Genomic DNA, 21,887 nt, shown 5'->3' with positions numbered 1-21,887 from the left:
AATAATAAAACGGGATAAAAAAGAGGCAGATATGCATTATAAAGGAGCTCTGCGGCTGACGCTGTGGCTGGTGCCGGGGCTGTTGCTGCTGGGAGCCGTGATCTTGTGGTTGTTGTTACAGACACAGCGTGAGCTGGAGCGGGCACAGCAAACCCGGTTTGACTATTTTGAAGCGGCTAATCAGATCCGCATGCTGTCAGGCCAGCTTAGCGCCCGGGTCCGCAGCTACGCCTATACTGGTTCCAAACGAGATCTTTCGCTTTATTACCATGTGCTCGCCATGACCGAGGGGCGGCATGCCCGGGTAAACGGCAAAACCATATCCAATGAACAGCTGTTGCAAAGCATGGCACTGACCAGAGAAGAGTTAAGTTTGCTGGAGCGGGCTCGTCAGGCCACGCTCACACTGGCTCGCCTGGAAGACGAAGCGCTGCGACTGACTGAAGCCGGATATGCTCATCAGGCACGACAAAAAGTCTTTAATGCCGACTACGACAGTTACAGCGAGCTGGTGACCAGCTCGGTTAATCAGTTTATCGGGCTGTTACTGAAACGGCTGGACCAGAATATTGAGCAGGAACGGCTGCAACATCGTTATGCCATGGCTGCCATGATCCTGATTTTTGTACTCCTGATACTGTGCATTCTGGTATTGAGCTGGTTGTTGCGTCAGGAGCCATGTGCTGTTGATATGTCAGGTGCTGAGCAAGAAAGTACCTTCTGAAGCTGTCCGTTTGATACCACCTTCCTGAAAAGGTTTCAAGTGAATCTTTTTTTTCATTTTGCTAAATGAAGCTATAAGCTGTGCCGTCTGTATTTTTTATTGTGCACAATCATGAGGAAGGAAAAAATGGGCAGCAGTATGACCCTGAAGGCCATTATTCGGCTGATTATCACGGTGGCGCTGGGCTTTGCTCTGATCCTGGGGGGCGCGTTGTTTCTGCTGCTTCAAGCTCAGAGCCAGTTGGAAGCGACTCAGCACAAGCAGTTTGATAACTTCAGCTCAGTTAATGAAATGCGGAGCATGTCAGGCGAGTTGACGTCGACTATCCGTAATTATGTATCCACCACTTCCGGTGAGGAGCTGAGCCGCTATCACCGTATTCTGGATATGACGGAGGGACGCAGGCCCAGGCCCGATGGACACATCGAGTCCAATGAGCAGATGCTGAAAGGAATGCAGCTGACATCTCAGGAGCTGGCCTTGCTTGAGCAGGGACGCCAGGCGACGGTGATCATGGCCGGGCTGGAGGCTGAAGCCATTGAGCTGATGCAGACAGGTCAGAGCCGTGCAGCCTGGAGCCGGGTGTTCAATGAAGACTACGATCAGAATCGGGCGGTATTACAGGACTCTGTAGATCGCTTTATCTCTATGTTGCTGGTGCGTCTGGAGCAGGACATCGTCACCGCCCGGCAGAAAAAGCAGGTCATGGTCATGACCATGGTGGCCATGACCGGCTTGCTGGTATTACTTAGCCTGCTGCTTGGCTGGGTGTTGCGGCGTGCTGTGCTGCGCCCGCTGGGAGCCGAGCCTGCAGAAATGGAACGCATTGCCGGTGCGGTTGCCGCCGGTGATCTCGGATTGCGTTTTCAGTCTGATGCCGAAGGGGTATATGGTCGTCTGCAGCACATGACCGAGCAACTACGCAAGCTGATTGGCCAGATCAACATGTCGAGCTCCGGGCTGGCTTCAGCCGCGGAAGAAACGTCGGCGGTATCACTGCAGACCAGCACCAACCTTGAACGTCAGCAACAGGATACCGAGCAGGTCGCCACGGCCATCAATCAGATGTCGGCCACGGTGCAGGAAGTGTCTCAGCATACCGCCCAGGCAGCCGAGTCGGCAAAGTCGGCTTTTGATGCCGCTGAACAAGGGCGGCAGGTGGTCTTGCAGACAGTCGAGCACATTCAATATCTGGCCGAAGATGTTGGCAGTACCGGTCTGGTGGTGCAGTCTCTGGCCGACAGCAGCACGCAGATAAGCACTGTGGTGGAAGTGATTCAGGAAATTGCCGATCGTACCAACCTGCTGGCGCTCAATGCTGCCATTGAAGCCGCCCGGGCTGGTGAACAGGGCAGGGGCTTTGCGGTTGTTGCTGCTGAAGTCCGTAATCTGGCCGAGCAAACCCAGCAGTCTTCCCAGGAAATTGTCTCTACTATCGCACGTTTGCAGGCTGATGCCGACAAGGCGCGGGCTGCCATGAACAGTGGCCGTCAGCGCGCAGAAGCGACTGTATTGCGGGCGCGTGAGGCCGAGCGGTCGCTGGAAGTGATCAGTGCGGCTGTACAGTTGATCCACGATATGAATATTCAGATTGCCAGCGCAGTAGAAGAGCAGGCTTCTGTCACTGATAACATCAGCCGCAATGTCACCAGCATTCATGGAATGGGAGAGGAAAATGCTGCCGGTGCCGAGCAGACTGCCAGCGCCAGCCGTGAACTGGCCAGTCTGGCAGAGCAACTGCAGCTGGCGGTCAGCGGTTTCCGGCTGGAGCAGGGCCCCGGTGGTCATGGCTGAAGCCGGCTTGCCGGCCTTGTTCACTTGAAACACGGTCAGTATACTGCCGTGTCTCATCGTGCGAGGATTGTTCATGTTAAAGCTGTTGCGGATACTGTTGCTGGGACTGGCCATGGTTGTCGTGTTTGTGCTGGGAACCCTGTTGTGTCTGGTCCGCCCCCGGCATCCGAACAATGTGTTTTTGCTTGGCCGGCTGTTTCATCTTGCCTGTCCGCTGGTCGGGCTGAAGGTAAAAATCCGGGGCCGTGAACATGTCACGGCGCTGGATTCTGCGATTTTTATCGCCAACCATCAGACCAACTGGGACATTATTACTCATCCGGGCGTACTGTCACCACGCACAGTGGCGATAGGAAAGAACAGCCTGTTCTGGATCCCCTTGTTCGGCCAGTTGTTCTGGCTTAGCGGTAACCTGCTGATTAACCGGGAAAACAGAGCGAAAGCGGCCAGTACCATCGGTAAAGTCGTGGATAAAATACGCAGCCGTAAAATGTCGATATGGATGTTTCCTGAAGGGACCCGCAGCAAGGGCAAGGGGCTGCTGCCTTTTAAAACCGGTGCTTTTCATATTGCCCTGCAGGCGCAGGTACCCATAGTACCCATTGCCTGCTCCAGCTATTACGGCCAGGTTGATCTGAACCGCTGGGATAATGGCGAAGTGTTGATCGACATCATGCCACCCATTGATGTGAGCCAATATGAGCCGGCCCAGCTGAGGGACTTGCTTAAGCTCAGTCGCAAGCAGATTGCCGAGCGCATTGAGCGTCTTGACGGAGAAGCCCGTCGTCCTGAACTCCTTACTCAATCCGGAGCTGAATCATGAGCCAACGCAATGACTGGCGGGCAGAAACCCGTGACATCATAGAATCTCTGCTGAACGACGGCAGTAACCCCGATGCCGAATACACCATAGAGCATCACTTCTCCGGACAGAACTTTGCCAGGCTGGAAAAGGCGGCAGTAGACTGCTTCAAGGCCGGTTATGAGGTGACCGATGCCGAAGAGCTGACGCTGGAGCAGGGGCAGACATTGTTATGCTTTGATGCCATATCTGACAGCGCGCTTGATGAAGAGCAAATTATGCAGCAAATAGAAGAACTGCTGCCCATTGCCGAGAAATATGGCGTTGACTATGACGGCTGGGGCACCTATTTCGAAGAGTCTGAAGAGTAAGAGGCTCTCAGCTGGCAGGAGCGCACAACCGTTTCGGGAGAGCCAGAATGTATCCACCGCCGGATCCCCACACCTTGTTATGGGATGAATATAAATACCGTCATGATCATATCTGGCAGAAGCTGTTTCAGATCACCATAGCGGTGGTGCTGTTAGGATCGGTTCCCTATCTCAAGCCCGAGATCACCCAAGTGCTTAAGGGCTGGATCCTGATAGCGCCCTTGCTGGGCACAGTGCTCAGCCTGATCAGTCTGGTGCTGATGCACTTTGAGCTCACCCTGTTCGGTAAAATAGTGCGGGCTCACCGCGCTCATCAGGAGAAGCTGGGGCTGATACAGCACAGCCGGCATAACTATTTTCGCTATCTGGTGATGACCTATGTCAGTTTTCTGATGCTGGTGAGCATGGCGAACGTGGCCGTGGTGCGTTTGCTGTGGCTGGCAACCTGAATGCTCTGCGACAGGGCTGTGCACATCGCTTCTGTCTGGCTCTGTCGGTGACAGTGAATGCTGCATACACTTAACGGTGGAAGCAGATATTCAGGTCTGCAGTAAACACAGAGGAAACAAACATGGCGATTTATGGCAAAGTAAAAGCGGGTGTGGCAGCAGTAGTCTTGCTGGTAGGCTTGTCCGCCTGCGCCAACATGTCTACCCGTGACCGCAACACCGCCATTGGTGCTGGTGTGGGTGGTGTAGCCGGCTCAGTCCTGACCGACGGCAGTGCTGTTGGCACCATAGGTGGTGCCGTAGTGGGAGGCGTAATCGGTAACCAGACCGGTAAATAACCCGGCCTTGTCCTCTTTTTACCGGGCCTGCCAGGCGGGCTCGCCCAGGTAGTTGCCCGGCGGATAGTAATTGCACACCAGTATCATGATGTTATTGCAGGTGCTGGTGGCACAGCCCAGCTCCCGCGTGTCGGGCCAGACCATTTGAGTGTAATGCCCTACCCTGGGCACCAGCTCCCGTGTCAGCGGCTGGCCCGAATAATACCGCTTTTCTTCTTCCCAACTCTTCACTCCGTCCAGCTCGTTATAGAACCCCAGCGTTCCCATAAACAGGTTTTCACCAAAACCTGAACCCCGGCTGTGCTCGAGTTCGCAGCGCCCGCTCAGCACTTGTGCCCAGCTGGCCGCCTGTTGCTCGGCCCGGGCTGACCAGACCAGCGGCGCGGCATTCACTTCTGCCCTGACTGTGTTATGGGCTGCAAGAATATGCTGACTGATATTGGCTGCTGACAGACCCGGAATAAGTGCCAGTAGCAGTGTAGGCAGGCGCATCATGATCCTCTTGGTTAATGTGGTGATCCGGTGCTCAGCGTTCAATTTGCTCTATTATAGTAGTGGCAAACAGAAGGGATAAGTCTGGCTCTTATATCTTGAGCAGAGCGGCTGCAGAGGATCTTCACATGTTTAACAGTGGCAGATTAAAGCAGGAGTTACTGGCCTGCAAAACCCAGTATGAACAACTTAATCAAATACAGCTGGCGCTGAGAGAGCATGTGGCGGTCATTGAATTCAGCCCGGCAGGTGAGGTGATGGATGCCAACGAGGAATTCCTGCTGGTGGTGGGTTATTCTCTGGAGCAGGTTAAGGGCAGGCATCATCGCATTTTCTGTGATAAACAGCTGGCCGGCTCCCGTGAGTATGAGCTGTTCTGGGAGCGGCTGCGCCGTGGTGAGCATCAGGAAGGAAGCTTTCCCCGGCTGACCGCACAAGGAAAGCAGATCTGGCTGCAGGCTATTTATTTTCCGGTAAAGAGCCCGGACGGCCGGGTTGAAAAAATCCTGAAAATCGCCAGTGATATTACTGAAAACCAGCATCAGTTGCAGCGGCAGCGCTCTGTACTGGCGGCCCTTGACAGATCCATGGCAGTGATTGAATTCTCGGTAGACGGCACTGTGCTTACCGCTAATGATAACTTTTTATCTTTGCTGGGTTACCGGCTTGATCAGGTGGTGGGCCAGCATCACCGTATGTTTTGTGATGATGACTTTTACCGTGAACACCCTGGCTTCTGGCAGGAGCTGGCGGGCTGTGAGCATAAATCCGGCCGTTTCCGGCGCGTGAATGCCAGCGGACAGGAAGTCTGGCTGGAAGCCACTTATAACCCCATTCTCGATGAGCAGGGCCGGGTAGAGCGGGTGGTTAAATTTGCCAGTGATATTACACGGCGGGTGCAGCAGTCACGCCGTAATCAGCAGGCTTCCGAGCGGGCCTGTGAAATAGCCGTACGTACTTCTCATATTGTGGAGCAGGGCAATAACACACTACAGACCTCGGTCCATCTTTCCACGCGGGTCTCTCAGGAGCTGGAGCAGGCCATGGGCATTATCAATCAGCTGAATGAGCAGGCGCGGAATATAGAAGAAATTGTTGCCACCATCAGCAGTGTGGCCGAGCGTACCAACCTGCTGGCGCTGAACGCTGCAATAGAAGCAGCCCGGGCCGGTGAACAGGGTAGAGGCTTTGCGGTGGTCGCGGATGAAGTGCGCCAGCTGGCGGCCCGTACCAGCCAGGCCACGACTGAAATTGCACAGGTGGTGGAGCAGAACCGGCAGATGACCGCAAAAGCCTCTCAGGCCATTCTGGAAGTGACCGGAGTGGCAGAGCAGGGCAAGCAGCAGGCCCACGAAGTGGAAACCTTTATGCATGAAATACATGAAGGGGCACTGGCAGTGCAGAAAACCGTGTCGGTGCTGTCTTAGCCATAAAAAAGCCCCGGCGTTTGCCGGGGCTGTTCTTCACTACTGAATAACCAGAGTTACAGGCTGGCGATCTGGTCGCGCTGCTGCTCCAGCTTGGCCAGGGTGGCCTGGTAATCGGCCAGTTTTTCCTGCTCCTTGGCCACCACCTCGGCGGGGGCCTTGGCCACAAAGCCCTGGTTGTTGAGCTTGCCTTCGAGACGCTTGATCTCGCCCTGCACCTTGCCCAGCTCCTTCTGCAGGCGCGCCAGTTCGGCGTCCTTGTCAATCAGGCCGGCCATGGGCAGCAGCAGCTCGGTATCGCCGATCAGCTGCTTGGTGGACACCGGCGCTTCGTCATCGGCGGCCAGCAGGGTGATGCTGTCGAGCTTGGCCATGGCCTTGAGGAAGGCGTCGTTGTCGGTGGCGCGGCGGGCGTCGTCACCGGCCGGGCGCAGCAGCACGCTCAGGGCCTGGCCCGGGGGAATGTTCATCTCGGCACGCAAGTTGCGGATGGACACGATAAAGCGCTTCACCCACTCCAGATCGGCCATGGCCTGCTCGTCCTGCTCGGCGGCATTTACCTCGGGGTAGGCGGCCAGCATGATGCTGTCGCCACCGCGTCCGGCCAGCGGGGCGACCCGTTGCCAGATTTCCTCGGTGATGTAGGGCATGATGGGGTGCGCCAGACGCAGCAGGGTTTCCAGCACCTCGATCAGGGTCTTGCGGGTGGCGCGCTGCTCGGCCTCGGAGCCATGCCACAGCACCGGCTTGGTGAGCTCAAGGTACCAGTCGCAGAACTGGTTCCAGATAAACTCGTACAGGGCACTGGCGGCGCGGTCAAAGCGGTAGCCGTCGAGGGCGCTGCGTACATCGGCGATGGTGGCCTGCAGCTGGGCGCGGATCCAGCGGTCCGCCAGCGAGTATTGCAGCTCGCCGCCGTTCTGGCCGCAGTCCTGCTCTTCGGTGTTCATCAGCACGTAGCGAGAGGCGTTCCACAGCTTGTTGCAGAAGTTGCGGTAGCCGTCCAGGCGCTTCATGTCCCAGTTGATGTCACGGCCGGTAGAAGCCATGGCGCACAGGGTAAAGCGCAGGGCGTCGGTGCCGTGGGGCTCAATGCCGTCGGCGAATTCCTTGCGGGTACGCTTCTCGATCTTGGCGGCCAGCTGAGGCTGCATCATGTTGCCGGTGCGCTTGGTGACCAGGGACTCCAGATCGATGCCGTCGATCATGTCGAGGGGATCCAGCACGTTACCCTTGGACTTGGACATCTTGTCGCCGTTTTCGTCGCGGATCAGGCCGGTGACGTAGACGGTTTTGAACGGCACCTGCGGCTTGCCATTCTCGTCCTTGAGGAAGTGCATGGTCATCATGATCATGCGCGCCACCCAGAAGAAGATGATGTCAAAGCCGGTAACCAGCACGCTGGACGGGTGGAAGGTGGCCAGTTCCGGGGTTTCTTCAGGCCAGCCCAAGGTGGAGAAGGTCCACAGGGCGGAGCTGAACCAGGTGTCGAGCACGTCGTCGTCCTGGCTCAGCACCACATCATTACCCAGATTGTGGGCGGCGCGCACTTCGGCCTCGTCCCGGCCCACGTAGACCTTGCCGGACGCGTCGTACCATGCGGGAATACGGTGGCCCCACCACAGCTGGCGGGAGATACACCAGTCCTGAATGTCGCGCATCCAGGAGAAATACATGTTTTCGTACTGCTTGGGCACGAACTGGATCTCGCCGTTTTCCACCGCCTCGGTGGCCACCTTGGCCAGAGGCGCGGCGCGCACGTACCACTGGTCTGTGAGCATGGGCTCGATCACCACGCCGCCGCGGTCGCCGTAAGGCACGGTCAGGTCATGATCCTTGATGCTGTCGAGCAGGCCGAGGGTTTCCAGCTCGGCCACCACGGCGCTGCGGGCTTCAAAGCGGTCCAGACCACGGAAGGCGGCGGGCAGCTCGGCGCTGTACACATTCGACGGCTCGCCGGTGGTGGTGAACACCTCGGCTTCGTCGCGAATGGCGGCGTCAAAGGTCAGCACGTTGATCATCGGCAGGCCATGGCGCTTGCCGACTTCGTAGTCGTTGAAGTCGTGGGCCGGAGTGATTTTCACACAGCCGGTGCCCTTTTCCATGTCGGCGTGGTCGTCGCCCACGATGGGAATACGGCGGTTGACGATGGGCAGGATAATGTCCTTGCCGATCAGATCCTTGTAACGAGGATCTGCCGGGTTTACCGCCACCGCGGTGTCACCCAGCATGGTTTCGGGACGGGTGGTGGCCACCACCAGGTAGTCCTTGCCATCGGCGGTTTTGACGCTGTCGGCCAGCGGATAGCGGAAGTGCCACATGTGGCCCTTCTTGTCCTTGTTTTCCACTTCCAGATCGGAGATGGCGGTATGCAGCTTGGGATCCCAGTTCACCAGACGCTTGCCGCGGTAGATGAGATCGTCTTCATACAGGCGCACGAACACTTCCTTCACCGCGTTGGACAGGCCCTCGTCCATGGTGAAGCGCTCGCGATCCCAGTCTACTGAAGCACCGAGTCGGCGCAGCTGCTGGGTGATGGTGCCGCCGGACTCTTTTTTCCAGTCCCAGATCTTGTCGATAAAGGCATCACGGCCGTAGTCGTGGCGGGTCTTGCCTTCCTCGGCGGCGATCTTGCGTTCCACTACCATCTGGGTGGCGATGCCGGCGTGGTCGGTGCCTACCTGCCACAGGGTATTCTTGCCCTGCATGCGCTGGTAACGGATCAGGGTATCCATAATGGAATCCTGAAAGGCGTGGCCCATGTGCAGGCTGCCGGTCACGTTGGGCGGCGGAATCATGATGCTGTAGGCATCTTTGCTGGTATCGCCGTGGGGCTTGAAGTAGCCCTTGCTTTCCCATTGCTGGTACAGAGCCTGCTCAATGGCGTTGGGATTAAAAGTCTTTTCCATGGTGTTATACATCTTGAGTGTGGGGTGGTACCGGCGCTGTGGTCAGCTCGAAACCGGCCTGCCGGTAGGCCTTGAAACGCTCCCGGGCCTGTTGCTTGCCCGCATCGGAAGCCGGCACAAAGTCGTGCAGCTGGCCAAAGCGGCGGGCAAAGGCCGGGGCCTCAGTCGCCAGGTTAATCAATACGGCACGGCCGTTTGCCGGCGGCTGCCAGCCAATCATGACGGGCGCACCCTGACGCGGGCCTTCGCCCTGCAGGTTGTGCGCCACAAAACTGTCGGCCTCCTGTTGCCACAGGCGCTCGTCAATGGCTTCGGCCATGGCCTGATCAGTGGTGTAAATAAACACGCCCTGATTCTGGCGGTAGCAGTCGGTAGCCAGACGACACACCAGCTGTTGCAGCTGGGTATCGTCGTCGTTGGTCAACAGGTGAAAACAGCCGGTGTTCATTTTATTCTTCGACGTTCAGGGCGCCGGCCCGGTTCAGCAAAAACTGGGTCAGCAGCGGTACCGGCCGGCCGGTGGCACCCTTGTTCTTGCCGCTTTGCCAGGCAGTGCCGGCCACATCCAGGTGGGCCCAGTTGTACTTTTTGGTAAACCGGCTCAGGAAGCAGGCGGCGGTAATGGTGCCCGCCGGCCGGCCGCCGATGTTGGCCATGTCAGCAAAGGGGCTTTCCAGCTGCTCCTGGTATTCGTCGCTCATGGGCAACCGCCAGGCCTTGTCGCCGGCCTGTTCGGAGGCGTTAAGCAGCTCGTGAGCCAGCGGGTTGTGGTTGGCCAGCAGACCCGAGGTGTGGTGGCCCAGCGCGATAATACAGGCACCGGTGAGAGTGGCCACGTCAATGACCGCTTCCGGCTCATAGCGTTCCACAAAGGTCAGCGCATCACACAGCACCAGACGGCCTTCGGCATCGGTATTAAGCACCTCCACTGTCTGGCCCGACATGGTGGTGAGAATGTCGCCCGGGCGGTAGGCATTGCCGTCGGGCATGTTTTCACAGCCAGCCAGAATGGCGACCACGTTCACCGGCAGCTGCAGCTCGGCCAGGGCATTCATGGTGCCCAGTACGGAGGCGGCACCGCCCATGTCATATTTCATCTCGTCCATGCCTTCGGCAGGCTTGAGCGAGATGCCGCCGGCATCAAAGGTCAGACCCTTGCCCACCAGAGCAATGGGGCGGGCATCGGGATCCGGGTGACCTTTATATTCGATCACTGACATCATGGCTTCGTTGTGGGAGCCGCGGGCCACCGCCAGATAGGCGTTCATGCCCAGTTCGGCCATTTCTTCTTCGCCAATCACGCGCGTATTTATGTTGTCCCAGGCATCAGCCAGCTGACGTGCCTGCGAGGCGAGGTAAGCGGGATTACAAACATTGGGTGGCATATTGGCCACGTCGCGACAGACTCGTACGCCCCGTGCTACGGCCTGGCCGTGAGCAATGGCGCGTTCGCCAATGGTCAGCTCCCGTCGTGTGGAAACGTTAAACACCAGCTTGCGCAGCGGACGGCGCGGCTCGGCCTTATTAGTCTTGAACTGATCAAAGGTATACAGGCTGGCCAGGGTGGTTTCCACTGCCTGACGCACTTTCCAGTAGGTGTCGCGGCCCTTCACATGCAGCTCGGTGAGAAAGCACACTGCTTCCATGGAGCCGGTTTCATTCAGGGTGCTGATGGTATTACGAATAATTTGTTTATATTGGCGTTCATCAAGCTCACGCTCTTTGCCGCAGCCTACCAGCAGCACCCGCTCACCCAGCACGCCGGGCACCTGATGCAGCAGCAGGGTCTGGCCGGGCTTACCTTCAAGATCGCCCCGGCGCAGCAGTGAACTGAGATAGCCGTCGCTGACTTTGTCGAGCTGTTCGGCCACCGGCGACAGCCGGCGCGGTTCAAATACACCTACTACAATGCAGGCACTGCGTTGCTTCTCGGGACTACCGCTTTTTACACTGAACTCCATGGATTCTCCTGAGCCTGAAGACAATGGACGCTGAATGAACGATAATGACGAACATCGCAAAGGCGTCGTATTTCGCACAGTTAATATGCGAAAATGGTGATTTTACGCTTATTGTTAAGCGTTTCCATTAAAAAAGACAAGTTTACACTGGGATTGACGGTGATTGCATTCCGCTATTTGTTTCGGGAAACCCTGAAGACACAGCTGGCCGTGCTGTTTGTGCTCTTGCTCATCTTTATCAGCCAGAATTTTATTGACGTACTGGGCAAAGCTGCCAGCGGGGAAATCCCGGGTGCACTGGTGGGCAGGCTGTTACTGCTTAACCTGCCCGAGATGGCCACTCTGATGCTGCCGGTAAGCCTGTTTATTGGCATTCTGTTTGCTCATGGACGGCTTTACGCCGACAGTGAGATGACAGTGATGAAGGCAGTAGGCATAGGGCCCGGACGCATTATGCGAGCAACCCTGACGCTGAGCATTATCTGGACAGCGTTAGCGCTGTTTAACTCACTCTGGCTTAACCCCTGGACCAAAAGTCAGGTGTATCAGCTGCGGGAAGAGGTAAAAGCCGATCCGGGTTTTGCAGTGCTGCGCGAAGCCCGCTTTATGAGCCTGGATGGCGGCCGCATTGTGGGCTACGTGGAGGAGCTGGAAGAAGATGATGAAGGCAACCGGCTTAACCGGCTGTTTGTGGTGCAGCAGGGTCAGGCACAGCGTGCTCCTGGCATTGTGGTGGCCGACGGCGGCCGTCTGCATGAAAAAGAAGATGGTCAGTGGCTGACCCTGGAGCACGGCCGGCGCTACAGCGGCACGCCCGGCACCCGCCAGTTTGATGTGGCGGAGTTTGATGAGTACAGCGCCTTTATCAGACCGGCAGAGGTGGAAGTGGCTCAAAGCCGCATTGAAGCCATGCCCAGCCTGGCATTGTTTAATGCCGAGGATATTGAGCAGCAGGCCGAGCTGCAATGGCGGCTGGCGCTGCCCTTGTCCATGCTGGTGCTGACCCTGGTGGTCGTGCCGCTGGCAGTGGTGAATCCGCGCCAGGGCCGCTATGCCAAGCTGCTGCCGGCTATTTTGCTGTATCTTGCTTACTTTTTGCTGCAAACCGCCTCACGCTCGGCCATGGAAGGCGGCAGTCTGCCGCCGACACCGGGACTTTATACTGTGCCGCTGGCATTTTTATTGCTGGTTGCACTGCCGCTTAATCTGGCAGAAACGTCCTGGTGGAATCGTACCCGGGAAAAACTCACACGGAGCAAGGCGGCCTGATGTTTAATATTCTCGATCGTTATATTGGCCGCACCGTGCTGATGGCCATGCTGTTGTGTGAGTTTGTACTGGTGGGGTTATCGGCCATTATCCGCTATGTGGAGCAGCTGCGCAGTGTGGGTGAGGGCAGTTATACTCTGCTGTCGGCCTTCTATTACGTGCTGCTCTCGATGCCCAAGGAAATTGTGCTGTTTTTTCCCATTGCTGCGCTGCTGGGCGGACTGATTGGGCTTGGCCAGCTGGCCAGCTCCAGTGAGCTGGTAGTGATGCAGGCGGCGGGCAATTCTCGTTTTAATATTGTGACCAGCGCGCTTAAAACGGCTGTGCCGCTGATGCTGGTAGTCATGCTGGTGGGTGAATATGTGGCACCGGCCACCAAGCTGGCAGCAGATGATTTACGTACTCAGGCGCGTTCCGGCGGCCAGGTGGTGCTGTCGGTATATGGTGTTTGGGCGAGAGATGGCGAGGCCTACATTAATATTGGCCAGGCCCGACGTGATGGCACCCTGAGCAATGTTACCCTCTACTATTTTGATGACGAGCAGCGGCTGCAGCGCATCACTCAGGCCGCGACCGCTGACTATCGTAACGGTGAATGGCAACTGCTTAATCTCACCGATACCCTGTTTAATCATGGTGAGTCAATTATGACCTCTCAGGAGGCCAGCAGAACCTGGAGAACCACCCTGACGCCCGACAAACTGGGAGTGGTGGCCATTGAGCCTGATGAGTTGTCGATGCGTGGCCTGTGGGAATATGAAGCTTACCTGAGAGATAACGGTCAGGATGCCCGCCTGTATGAACTGGCATTCTGGCGCAAGGCGCTGCAGCCGGTGATGGTGATTGCCATGATGCTGCTGGCCTCGTCGTTTGTGTTTGGTGCGCTGCGCAGTGTGACCATGGGTGCCCGGCTGCTGATGGGCATTTTGTTTGGCTTTGGCTTTTATGTGGCCAACGAAGTGTTTGGGCCCATCAGTCTGGTGTATGAGGTGCCGCCCATCCTCGGCGCTCTGGGCCCCAGCCTGCTATTTATTGGTGTAGCGCTGTTTCTGCTTAACCGCCGAGCCTGAAGGCGAAGCCTTCGGCGGGAGTGGGGAGTAGGGATTCCCCATTCCCTGCTCCCTGATCCCTGTATTCACTGCCTGCTCAGCAGCTCCCGGTTCTGCTCTTTGGTGAGCACCACCATCTCGCAATCGGCCAGTTTATCCTGCAGCGCCAGTTTGCTGTGTGGATTAAACCATACCCATAAATTACCCAGTCCGAGCAGGGCAGCGCCGGCGCGCACCAGGCACTGACCCAGGCGCAAGCGGGAGCCGTCGGTATTCTGCACGCGCAGCCGCCAGGCGCGCATGCCCAGGGTCTGGCCACTGGTGCGCCAGAACCAGCAATAAAAAAACAGTACCACACTCAGCAATATCAGTTGATATAAGCGGCTGGCACTGAGCAGGGCGGCGGTATCTTCATGCTCACCCAGCGCAAACCAGCCCAGCTGCAGCGCCAGAGCGGTCAGGCCAAAGCAGATAAAACCCGCCACCATCAGCAGTGCAACCACCACCAGAAAATCATACAGCCAGGCTCCCAGGCGACGCATCACCCCGGCCCGGGGCAAACCCGTATAAGAAAAAGCCACCAGTTTCGTTCCTTTAAATCGATAAGAGCTGCATTCTAGCAAAAGCCGCTGCAGGAAAAAGCCCGGCCACCCAGCACAAATAATGCTCAGTTGGCACTGTTGTTCATACAATCCGGTTGCGGGCGCTGCGGGGCTGAGTATAATGCTCTGGCTCACTCATAATGAGTTTACCGGTGGCAGTGTGATGGAATTGGTAGACATGAGTGATTCAAAATCACTTGCCTTCGGGCGTGCCGGTTCGAGTCCGGCCACTGCTACCAACAAATAACCCGATTTTATCGGGTTTTTTTGTGCCTGCTGTTCGGCTTTTGCTGAGCGCCTCGCGTTTTACGCCGTTGCACCCTTTCATATTCGCCGCCACAATCATGCCGGGTTCAAACAGGATGATATGCGTGAATATTTTTATACTGGACAATGACATAGAGCGCTGCGCTGAGTATCACTGTGATCAGCATGTGGTCAAGATGATCCTCGAAAGCGTGCAAATATTGTGTACTGCGCTGAACAAAAAGGGGTTTGAAACTCCCTACAAATCCACTCATATGAAACACCCCAGCGTGCTCTGGGTGGAAGCCTCATACGATAACTTTCAGTGGCTGACTCAGCTGACTTATGCGCTCAACGCCGAGTACCGTTATCGCTACCGCAAAGAGCAGGATCACAAGTCCATGCCGGTGCTGGCGAAAATACAGCAGTTTACCTACCCTGCCATCGGCCTTACCGAGTTTGCCCAGGCTATGCCCGATCAATACAAGGTGCCCGGCGACGCCGTGCAGGCCTACCGCAACTTTTATCTGGGCGACAAAATGAAATTCGCCCGTTGGACCCGGCGGGAAGTGCCGCACTGGGTGCGTGCGGCAGACTCCGTCTGAAATTGATACTGAATAGTACGATAGAGCCGTGCTATTCAGTAAATTGTGCTGCTTCCTTTGTCAGTAACTTTTGGAACTTTTTGTAGTCTCTTGACTCAAGCAGCCACTCCGTTGCTTTAGAAATAAAAAAGCAAACAATCATTGCTGCCATAGAAGCAAAAAACAGCCATGTTCTGTCAGTTAAAAAGAAGACAAATGATGTGAGTGCATTTACACTTGCTATTATTATTCCTGCACTTTTGATATCACTACTTTTAAGGTGAGATTTTAAACTTTTAATTTTCCATGTTTTTATCTTCGTGTCTTCTTTTATTGATGTTAATGCAGCTGGCTCTGCATCCAGGTGCCACCCAGATGAAAAAGGTTTTTTTAAAACACTTTTCTTGAAAACGACTTCATTTGATAACTTTACATCTTCTTCTGTTATATCCAGATCTCTTTTTTCATTTTTATTTAAGTGCGATATGGTTTTTTTGTTTATATCTAGCAAGTAGAAATGGCGGCTATTTCCAATGATTATTGTAGAGAGTGTTAATAAAAGCCACAAAGCCAGCCATGATAAAAAAATGATTGTAAAGTTTAGCTCAAACCAAATTGTCTCAGAAAACGAAATTACAATGCCGTAAACCAAAGAGCATGCAAAAGGGAACCATATGATAAACAATCTAGCCAGGTTGGTAGGGTCACTGACAAAATAAAAATGACTCTTATTTTTTATTGGGGAGTCTATTTTTTTCAGAAATTTTATGTCCATCTTATAGTCCTTAAGGAAGCGTTACAAATTTCATAACCAGATTTTTACTATTTCCTACTACGTTTGTTAGTGGCTCATTAGCATCACTGTCATTTTCTTTTTTCCTGTCTATAATCAAGGCGTGTTTATAATTATCTGCTGACATGGAATGCAGAAGAAAAACCGGAGGGCCCAATTTTTTTATCCCAGGGCCGTAATGTCGAGGGCCGGACTCAAGCTTTATCACGCCGTCAGCAAAAGAAGGTATTTTATTTTCTTTTATTTTATCAAGTGTTGAGCTGATACCAGCAACAGAACCATATTGCAAAAAAAAGCTGCTGTCTTTTTTAATGCCTACCAGTGCCTCAGGCCAGCTTATCTCTCTCCAGAACTCTATTTTTTCTAGTGCATCTTTTGGCCATCCTTGCCAGTTATCCCAAAACCTTCTTAATTTTTCTGCTTCAGACGCGGATGCTTTTTTGATAAAAGATTCATATTGGCTGCTAAACTCGCCCTCATGATAAGAGTACTCTATGCGTGTTCTTTTTCTTGTTGTCAATCTAGGTGCTTCTTCATATGAGTATATGATTTGCCCGGGACTCCATTTTCCATTTATTTTGCTCCATGAGCTTGTTGAGAAGTTTTTTACAAAATGATTGCCAAACCATTTTGTATAAGAGCACCGAACTAAAAACCTCACTGGTTTATTAATTTGTGAAGGTATCGGTTTTTCACAGCTGGAAGGTTTTATTTTAACTTCTTCTGCAGAGACAAGCTCTTTTTTATTTGGTAAACGCCAGCGTAATGACTGGTCGGCGCTGCTGTGAAGAAGATGTAACTCATCACTTAACTCTTTTAAAGAGGGCTCTCCGGCAATGGTATATGGTGTTACTAACAAAAAAATAAATATATATATCTTATTTATAATCATTGGCTTATGCCCTTACTGAAATCATGGTTCTTCTTGCTGTACCACCAAAACCACCACGACGGACTTGTCCTTGATAGGCTTTTTCCGTACCTGAAGCCAGCTGAAACTTGTTGATTTTAACAGGTTTTGTATATCTTTGGTTGCCAAGGTAGCTACCACCCGGAGAAACAGCATGCCAACTATAATAGTTTGTGCTTGATAATCCATTACTAAAAGAGTCATCGTCACCGACCAGAGAGCCTTCTGGCATACGATATACAGGTTGCAGGTCTTGTTCAGAAAGAGTCGCAGGAGATGGCCGTTGTGACGCTATTGATGTTATTACAGCAGTTGTCACCATAAAGCCATTATAGTGTGGGCTGAAAGTTCCTTTCTCTGTCGCTTCACAGGTACTAATCACAGAGCTGTCGCACCAGTTATTCTTGCAGGCTGGTTCAGTGATATATGCAAAATCAGCTTCACATTGATATAGTGAGTCATACTTGGGAGCCATACTTGTATGGCGTTTTTTCACTTCTTTATTAAGCGCATTACAATAACTCTGAGGTAATTTTTTTTGACAGCTTTCTATATCATTGAAGAAGTGATATTCAGTATGAGCTGGATCCCATCCGAGTACGAAGATTGGTGTCGCACCCATCATCATCAAAGTTGCTATTTGTGATCTTTTTTGCCTTTTTGTGCTTTTTTTAAGTGTATCACCTAACCCTTTTCTTGCTCTCATGCTACTATCCTGTGCTATTTTTTTGACGGATTCTATAGCAAGGGTTAATTTTAGTCAATTTCTCTTGTTTTACATTATCAAATGGAGTGAAGTGATGAAGCGAGTAGATTCTAAGCCGCGAGCAGGTTGGGATAAATTGGCAGAGTCATTAGGATTTCACTTTCATACTATTGATGGTGAACCTTACTGGGATGAAAGCGCTTATTACAAATTTACACTTGATGAAATAGAGACTGGTATAGAAGACCCTACATCAGAAATCCACGCTATGTGTCTGGAGTTGGTTGATGAAGTGGTCAAGAGTGAGTCTCTTATGGATAAGCTCTTGATTCCTGAGCATACCCGGGATTTGATCTCTGACAGCTGGAGAACTTCGGAGCCATCATTATATGGAAGGATGGATTTTTCTTATGATGGAACAGGTCCAGCAAAGTTTTATGAATATAATGCAGATACGCCAACTTCATTATATGAAACCGGCTTTTTTCAGTGGTTGTGGCTGGAACAAAAAATCGCCAGCGGAGACCTTCCTTCTAACGTTGATCAATATAACAGACTACAAGAAGCTCTGATTGAAAGGTTTTCAATGATAGGAAGAGAGAAAAAATCTTTTCATCTTGCTTGTTGTCGTGGTCATCAGGAAGATCTGGGAACGATTGAGTATCTCTTCGATTGTGCCAGCCAAGCCGGGCTGGCACCCGTCAAGATGTTTGTTAATGATATAGGAGTCAATGGCAGCGATCATTTTATAGATCTTGACGGGCGTGCTGTAGAGCAGTTATTCAAGCTATATCCATGGGAGTGGATTTTTCAGGAGCCTTTCTCTAACGAATTGTCCGGGAGTAAGACTCAATGGGTTGAGCCGATATGGAAAGCAGTGCTTTCTAACAAGGGGATTTTACCCTTGTTATGGGAGCGTCACCCGGGGCACCCTAACTTACTGCCGGCATGGTTTGAGGGAGAAGTAAAAAATGGGCCCGAACGCTGGGTGAAAAAGCCATTATTTTCCAGGGAAGGTGCCAATATTACAGTTGAATCCGTTTCAGGAGTCGAGATGCAGATAGATGGCCCCTATGAGCACACTCCATGTATTATTCAAAGCTGGTTTCCTCCGCCGTGTTTTGCTGGCAATTACTGTCTGATTGGCAGTTGGGTTGTAGGCAATGAAGCGGTAGGTATGGGTGTACGTGAAGATAATACAGCCATTACCCAGGATACTTCCCGATTCTTGCCTCATATTATTCTTGACTGAGTAGTAAACTCAGAACGGGCTCAACTTTTGTAAGTAAAACTTGAACAGGCAGATCATGCGATACTAAAACGGCTTGGTGTTAACCCCAAAGAGCCAGCCGGTGTTTTACTTCTGCTGTGATATCAAAGCCCCGGGCGGGGCTCAGGGCAAACAGGTGTTCCAGCTCACAGGCCATTTGCTCCAGCGGTGCCTGGCGGTAGCCGTGGCGGGCCATTTCCTGCAAATAACGATCGATAAAGCGGGCTGCGCCCAGGTTGCGCCATTGCAGCACATGCACCAGTTCATGCACATGCACTCGCAGCTGGCCGGCGGCGGCAGGCTTCAGGTAGTAGGTATTGGCCAGTGTCAGCCCTTGGGCTGACGGCGTTAACAAACTTTCAAGTCCCATGGCTTTTACCTGTGCAAGCGGTGGTGAGGGCAGCTCATCCACAATCACAAAGCCGGCAAAGGCCAGCAGCTCATCAGTGAAAAAGCGCCCCAATAACGGCTTAAGTTCCAGGCAGGAGCGGCGTGAGTTTTTGTAACGAGCATTGGTGGCAAAGACCCACATCAGGGGATCAAAAGTCATGGAGATTCCGGCAAATCGTAAACAGTGATGACATCATGGATGGCGCAGGCGACTTTATGTGTCGCCCGAGTCCCGGTACATGTCATGCAGTTGGCGCGCCTGCTCAGCCAGCGCACGTCGCCATGACAAAGGCTCAATTACTTCCACTCTGGCTCCAAAACCGGTCAGCCACCACAGGGTTTGCTGATCATTGTGAATGGTGGCGGTCAGGGTAATGCGGCCGTCTTCGCCGGGAGCGGACAACTGTTGTTGCTCGCTGAGCGGGGTTTCACTCAGCCGCCAGGCCAGATCCGGTGAAATGCGGGCGACCAGCTGTACGCTTTCTTCGTTCAGCGGATAATCAAAGCCGCCTTCTCTGATGTAGGCATCAACACAGAAGTCCGGCTGCGGCCGAAAGGCAATATCGGTGATGGCCAGCGTTTGAATGCGGTGCAGGGCAAACTGGCGAATATCATCATAATCATTCACGGTGGCCAGCAGATAGCTGACACTGTGACGGGCCACCAGCCCCTGAGGGTGTAGTGTGTATTGCCGTATATCCCCTTTTTGCCGGCTGAGGTAGCAGACGTCCACCGCCTGACGATTCAGCAGGGCGTCGCTGATGCCCTGCCACACTTCGGCCCTGATGGGGGCCGGCAGCAGGGCCTTGCCATCAGGAATGGCCCGCACTCGTCTGGCCCAGTCGGCATAGCCGTTTTGCTGCAGGCCATCGAGAAAGCGGCGGGCACTGTCAAACTGAGGGCCAAGCCGGTCTACTGCCATGCGCGGTAACAGGCTCTGTAAATATTCTTCTGCCAGCACCAGAGTCAGTGCTGTGGCAGTATCCAGCGCCGGCAGTCCGCTTTTGAAGTTGGTATCAAAAGACCAGCGATAAGGGCGCTCGCGCTTGTCGCATTGCAGCGGAAAGTGCAGTGACATCTTCTCCAGATCCCGCTGAATGGACCTCAGCTCCACACTGAATCCTCGTTCTTCAAGCAGGGCCTGCAGTGTGGTGGTGGCCTTGAACTGAGGTGCCCGGGGGATCAGCTGCAGCATGGTCAGGTAGCGAAAAAGAGTGTCGCGCTGAGTGCCCATTTGTCTTCCTTATTGTCATGTAATGTGCTCGGTTGAGGCCGAGAATACCTTACACCGGCTGCCACTTGCACCTCTGGCCGGATTAACCGCTCACGCCAGGCTGTTGCAGCGGGCCGGCCTCGGGTAAAATTCCTGCTTTGCCGGCCCAGGCCGGTGTGGTTGAACTTTCAGAGTGCCCATCATGTTTAAAGCCGGTCAATTGCTTACCCTTTCCGTTCACAGCCTAACCGATAAAGGGGACGGCATTGCTCAGCATAACGGCTGTCCGGTGTATATTTCGGGCGGGTTGCCCGGTGATGAAGTAGAAGCCAGAGTCACGCTGGCCAGGCCTCGCTATGCTCAGGCAGAAGTGAAGCGGGTGCTGACTTCGGCATCAGAGCGCAGGCCCGACTTTTGCCCCCATACCGAATGTGGTGGCTGTCAGCTCAGGGTGATGGACTATGGTGCTCAGCTGCGGTTAAAACGTGAGCTGCTGGTTAATGCCTTGCAGGAGCGGGGGCTGAACTGCTCAGTGGCCAACACCATTGGCATGGATGATCCCTTTCATTATCGCAATAAGGCGCAGTTTGCGGTGCAGCCCGGTCCGACCCTGGGCTTTTATGCCAAACACAGCCATCAGTTGGTGGAAATAGAACAGTGTGCCATGCAGGCACCGGAAACGGCCGGCATCACGGCACTGGTGCGGCAGTGGATGCGGGAGCTGGCGGTTCCCGCCTTTAATGAAGCTCACCACAGTGGCTGTGTACGTTATGTGATGGTGCGCAATGGCCGGCACAGCGGAGAGCTGATGGTTGTGCTGGTAGTGGCGGAAGAGCCGACAGAGCGGGCACTGAATGCCCTGGTTGAGCGTCTTGCTCAGGTGCCAAAGCTGGTCAGTGTGCAGCTGTGCCTGAATGATGCTGTGGGCAACCGGATACTGAGCGAACAGGTGCGTACTCTGTGGGGCAGCAGCGTTATCAGCGACCGCTTGGGTGAACTGCAGTTTGATATCTCTGCACTGTCTTTTTATCAGATAAACCCGCACCAGACGGAAGTGCTGTATCGTGAGGTGGTGCGGCTGGCCGCACTCTCCGGCAGTGAAACCGTGTTTGATCTCTACAGCGGTATCGGCACCATCAGTTTATTTATGGCCCCCTTTGCAGCCCAGGTTCATGGCATGGAAATAGTACCGGAAGCGGTGGCCGATGCCGAGCGTAATGCCGAGCGTAATGATATTAAAAATGTTCGTTTTTACTGTGGTGCGGCTGAACAGCAGGTAGCTGCGCTGTATCAGCAGGGAGTGAGTGCTGACGTGGTGGTGGTGGATCCGCCGCGTAAGGGGTGTGACCAGGCTTTGCTGGATACGCTGGCCAACATGCGTCCGGCCCGGCTGGTGTATGTGTCCTGCAATCCTAAAACGCTGGCGCGGGATGCAGCCTGGCTGAGCGAGCAGGGCTTTACTCTGGAGCAGGTAACCCCGGTGGATATGTTTCCTCATACCATGCATGTGGAGAGCGTGGCGTTGTTTAGCGCAACGTAATAAAGGTTTGCTATAAAAGTAATTGATAACTATTATCATCAAATGTTC

22 protein-coding genes and 1 tRNA gene are annotated in these 21,887 nt (G+C 53.9%); 13 read left to right on the top strand and 10 right to left on the bottom strand.

What is annotated here, in order from left to right:
• Positions 1–31: 31 nt before the first annotated feature.
• The 6 genes from G364_RS0109970 (at position 32) to G364_RS0109945 (ending at position 4,478) form a co-directional block, all read left to right on the top strand.
• Positions 32–724, top strand: coding sequence for a hypothetical protein (locus G364_RS0109970; protein ID WP_019935002.1), 693 nt, complete (start codon positions 32–34; stop codon positions 722–724).
• Between the two features lie 126 nt (positions 725–850).
• Positions 851–2,518, top strand: a complete 1,668-nt coding sequence (locus tag G364_RS0109965; protein ID WP_019935001.1) for a methyl-accepting chemotaxis protein — start codon at positions 851–853, stop codon at positions 2,516–2,518.
• Between the two features lie 73 nt (positions 2,519–2,591).
• Entirely contained in the window at positions 2,592–3,341 is a 750-nt protein-coding gene (locus G364_RS0109960) for a 1-acylglycerol-3-phosphate O-acyltransferase (protein WP_019935000.1), read from the top strand.
• Positions 3,338–3,691, top strand: coding sequence for a ribonuclease E inhibitor RraB (gene rraB, locus G364_RS0109955; protein ID WP_019934999.1), 354 nt, complete (start codon positions 3,338–3,340; stop codon positions 3,689–3,691). The genes G364_RS0109960 and rraB overlap by 4 nt, the downstream gene beginning before the upstream one ends.
• Before the next feature lie 47 nt (positions 3,692–3,738).
• Complete coding sequence (locus tag G364_RS0109950) at positions 3,739–4,140, top strand: hypothetical protein (RefSeq protein WP_019934998.1); 402 nt, start codon at positions 3,739–3,741, stop codon at positions 4,138–4,140.
• 122 nt (positions 4,141–4,262) lie between these two features.
• A complete protein-coding gene (locus G364_RS0109945; protein ID WP_019934997.1) occupies positions 4,263–4,478 on the top strand; it encodes a glycine zipper 2TM domain-containing protein in 216 nt (71 codons plus the stop codon).
• 18 nt (positions 4,479–4,496) lie between these two features.
• Here the strand turns inward: G364_RS0109945 and G364_RS0109940 are convergent, their stop codons facing one another.
• Complete coding sequence (locus G364_RS0109940) at positions 4,497–4,973, bottom strand: CAP domain-containing protein (RefSeq protein ID WP_156816485.1); 477 nt, start codon at positions 4,971–4,973, stop codon at positions 4,497–4,499.
• Positions 4,974–5,098: 125 nt separating this feature from the next.
• On the opposite strand from G364_RS0109940, the gene G364_RS0109935 reads away from it, so the two are divergent.
• Complete coding sequence (locus G364_RS0109935) at positions 5,099–6,397, top strand: methyl-accepting chemotaxis protein (protein ID WP_019934995.1); 1,299 nt, start codon at positions 5,099–5,101, stop codon at positions 6,395–6,397.
• 56 nt (positions 6,398–6,453) lie between these two features.
• Here the strand turns inward: G364_RS0109935 and G364_RS0109930 are convergent, their stop codons facing one another.
• The 3 genes from G364_RS0109930 to pepA are packed head-to-tail and all read right to left on the bottom strand — an operon-like array spanning position 6,454 to position 11,267.
• Entirely contained in the window at positions 6,454–9,306 is a 2,853-nt protein-coding gene (locus tag G364_RS0109930) for a valine--tRNA ligase (protein WP_026344827.1), read from the bottom strand.
• A gap of 4 nt (positions 9,307–9,310) precedes the next feature.
• Entirely contained in the window at positions 9,311–9,754 is a 444-nt protein-coding gene (locus tag G364_RS0109925; RefSeq protein ID WP_019934993.1) for a DNA polymerase III subunit chi, read from the bottom strand.
• A 1-nt stretch (position 9,755) separates the two neighbouring features.
• Positions 9,756–11,267: a leucyl aminopeptidase gene (pepA, locus tag G364_RS0109920; protein WP_019934992.1), complete on the bottom strand. Its 1,512-nt coding sequence runs from the start codon at positions 11,265–11,267 to the stop codon at positions 9,756–9,758.
• 153 nt (positions 11,268–11,420) lie between these two features.
• On the opposite strand from pepA, the gene lptF reads away from it, so the two are divergent.
• Positions 11,421–12,536 carry an LPS export ABC transporter permease LptF gene (lptF, locus tag G364_RS0109915; RefSeq protein WP_026344826.1) on the top strand — a complete coding sequence of 372 codons (1,116 nt, stop codon included), beginning with the start codon at positions 11,421–11,423 and terminating at the stop codon, positions 12,534–12,536.
• The gene (gene lptG, locus G364_RS0109910) at positions 12,536–13,606 is read left to right on the top strand and encodes an LPS export ABC transporter permease LptG (RefSeq protein ID WP_019934990.1); all 1,071 of its coding nucleotides are present in this window, start codon (positions 12,536–12,538) and stop codon (positions 13,604–13,606) included. The genes lptF and lptG overlap by 1 nt, the downstream gene beginning before the upstream one ends.
• A gap of 65 nt (positions 13,607–13,671) precedes the next feature.
• Here the strand turns inward: lptG and G364_RS0109905 are convergent, their stop codons facing one another.
• Entirely contained in the window at positions 13,672–14,166 is a 495-nt protein-coding gene (locus G364_RS0109905; protein WP_019934989.1) for an RDD family protein, read from the bottom strand.
• Between the two features lie 175 nt (positions 14,167–14,341).
• On the opposite strand from G364_RS0109905, the gene G364_RS0109900 reads away from it, so the two are divergent.
• Positions 14,342–14,426: transfer RNA gene (locus G364_RS0109900), tRNA-Leu, on the top strand.
• A gap of 132 nt (positions 14,427–14,558) precedes the next feature.
• The gene (locus G364_RS0109895) at positions 14,559–15,038 is read left to right on the top strand and encodes a pyrimidine dimer DNA glycosylase/endonuclease V (RefSeq protein ID WP_019934988.1); all 480 of its coding nucleotides are present in this window, start codon (positions 14,559–14,561) and stop codon (positions 15,036–15,038) included.
• A gap of 31 nt (positions 15,039–15,069) precedes the next feature.
• Here G364_RS0109895 and G364_RS0109890 read toward each other — a convergent pair whose 3' ends face one another.
• Genes G364_RS0109890 through G364_RS17050 form a run of 3 tightly spaced genes read right to left on the bottom strand, consistent with a single transcriptional unit; the run spans position 15,070 to position 17,426 of the window.
• Complete coding sequence (locus G364_RS0109890; RefSeq protein ID WP_019934987.1) at positions 15,070–15,792, bottom strand: hypothetical protein; 723 nt, start codon at positions 15,790–15,792, stop codon at positions 15,070–15,072.
• A gap of 10 nt (positions 15,793–15,802) precedes the next feature.
• A complete protein-coding gene (locus G364_RS17225) occupies positions 15,803–16,702 on the bottom strand; it encodes a hypothetical protein (protein ID WP_156816484.1) in 900 nt (299 codons plus the stop codon).
• Between the two features lie 4 nt (positions 16,703–16,706).
• Positions 16,707–17,426 carry a DUF1190 domain-containing protein gene (locus G364_RS17050; protein ID WP_083928715.1) on the bottom strand — a complete coding sequence of 240 codons (720 nt, stop codon included), beginning with the start codon at positions 17,424–17,426 and terminating at the stop codon, positions 16,707–16,709.
• Positions 17,427–17,520: 94 nt separating this feature from the next.
• Here G364_RS17050 and G364_RS0109870 point away from each other — a divergent pair, with 94 nt between their 5' ends.
• Entirely contained in the window at positions 17,521–18,678 is a 1,158-nt protein-coding gene (locus G364_RS0109870) for a glutathionylspermidine synthase family protein (protein WP_019934983.1), read from the top strand.
• Positions 18,679–18,757: 79 nt separating this feature from the next.
• Here G364_RS0109870 and G364_RS16485 read toward each other — a convergent pair whose 3' ends face one another.
• Positions 18,758–19,246 (bottom strand): hypothetical protein, encoded by a 489-nt coding sequence (locus G364_RS16485; protein WP_019934982.1) that lies wholly within the window; start codon positions 19,244–19,246, stop codon positions 18,758–18,760.
• Positions 19,247–19,300: 54 nt separating this feature from the next.
• Positions 19,301–20,320 carry a helix-turn-helix transcriptional regulator gene (locus G364_RS0109860; protein WP_019934981.1) on the bottom strand — a complete coding sequence of 340 codons (1,020 nt, stop codon included), beginning with the start codon at positions 20,318–20,320 and terminating at the stop codon, positions 19,301–19,303.
• Positions 20,321–20,501: 181 nt separating this feature from the next.
• Between G364_RS0109860 and rlmD the strand changes: the two genes are divergently transcribed.
• Positions 20,502–21,839 carry a 23S rRNA (uracil(1939)-C(5))-methyltransferase RlmD gene (rlmD, locus tag G364_RS0109855; RefSeq protein WP_019934980.1) on the top strand — a complete coding sequence of 446 codons (1,338 nt, stop codon included), beginning with the start codon at positions 20,502–20,504 and terminating at the stop codon, positions 21,837–21,839.
• Positions 21,840–21,887: the final 48 nt, after the last annotated feature.

Source organism: Oceanimonas smirnovii ATCC BAA-899, from assembly GCF_000381965.1.
GTDB lineage: Bacteria > Pseudomonadota > Gammaproteobacteria > Enterobacterales > Aeromonadaceae > Oceanimonas > Oceanimonas smirnovii.
Note: the sequence above shows the minus strand (reverse complement) of the source record. Positions and strands in the feature narration are given on the sequence as shown.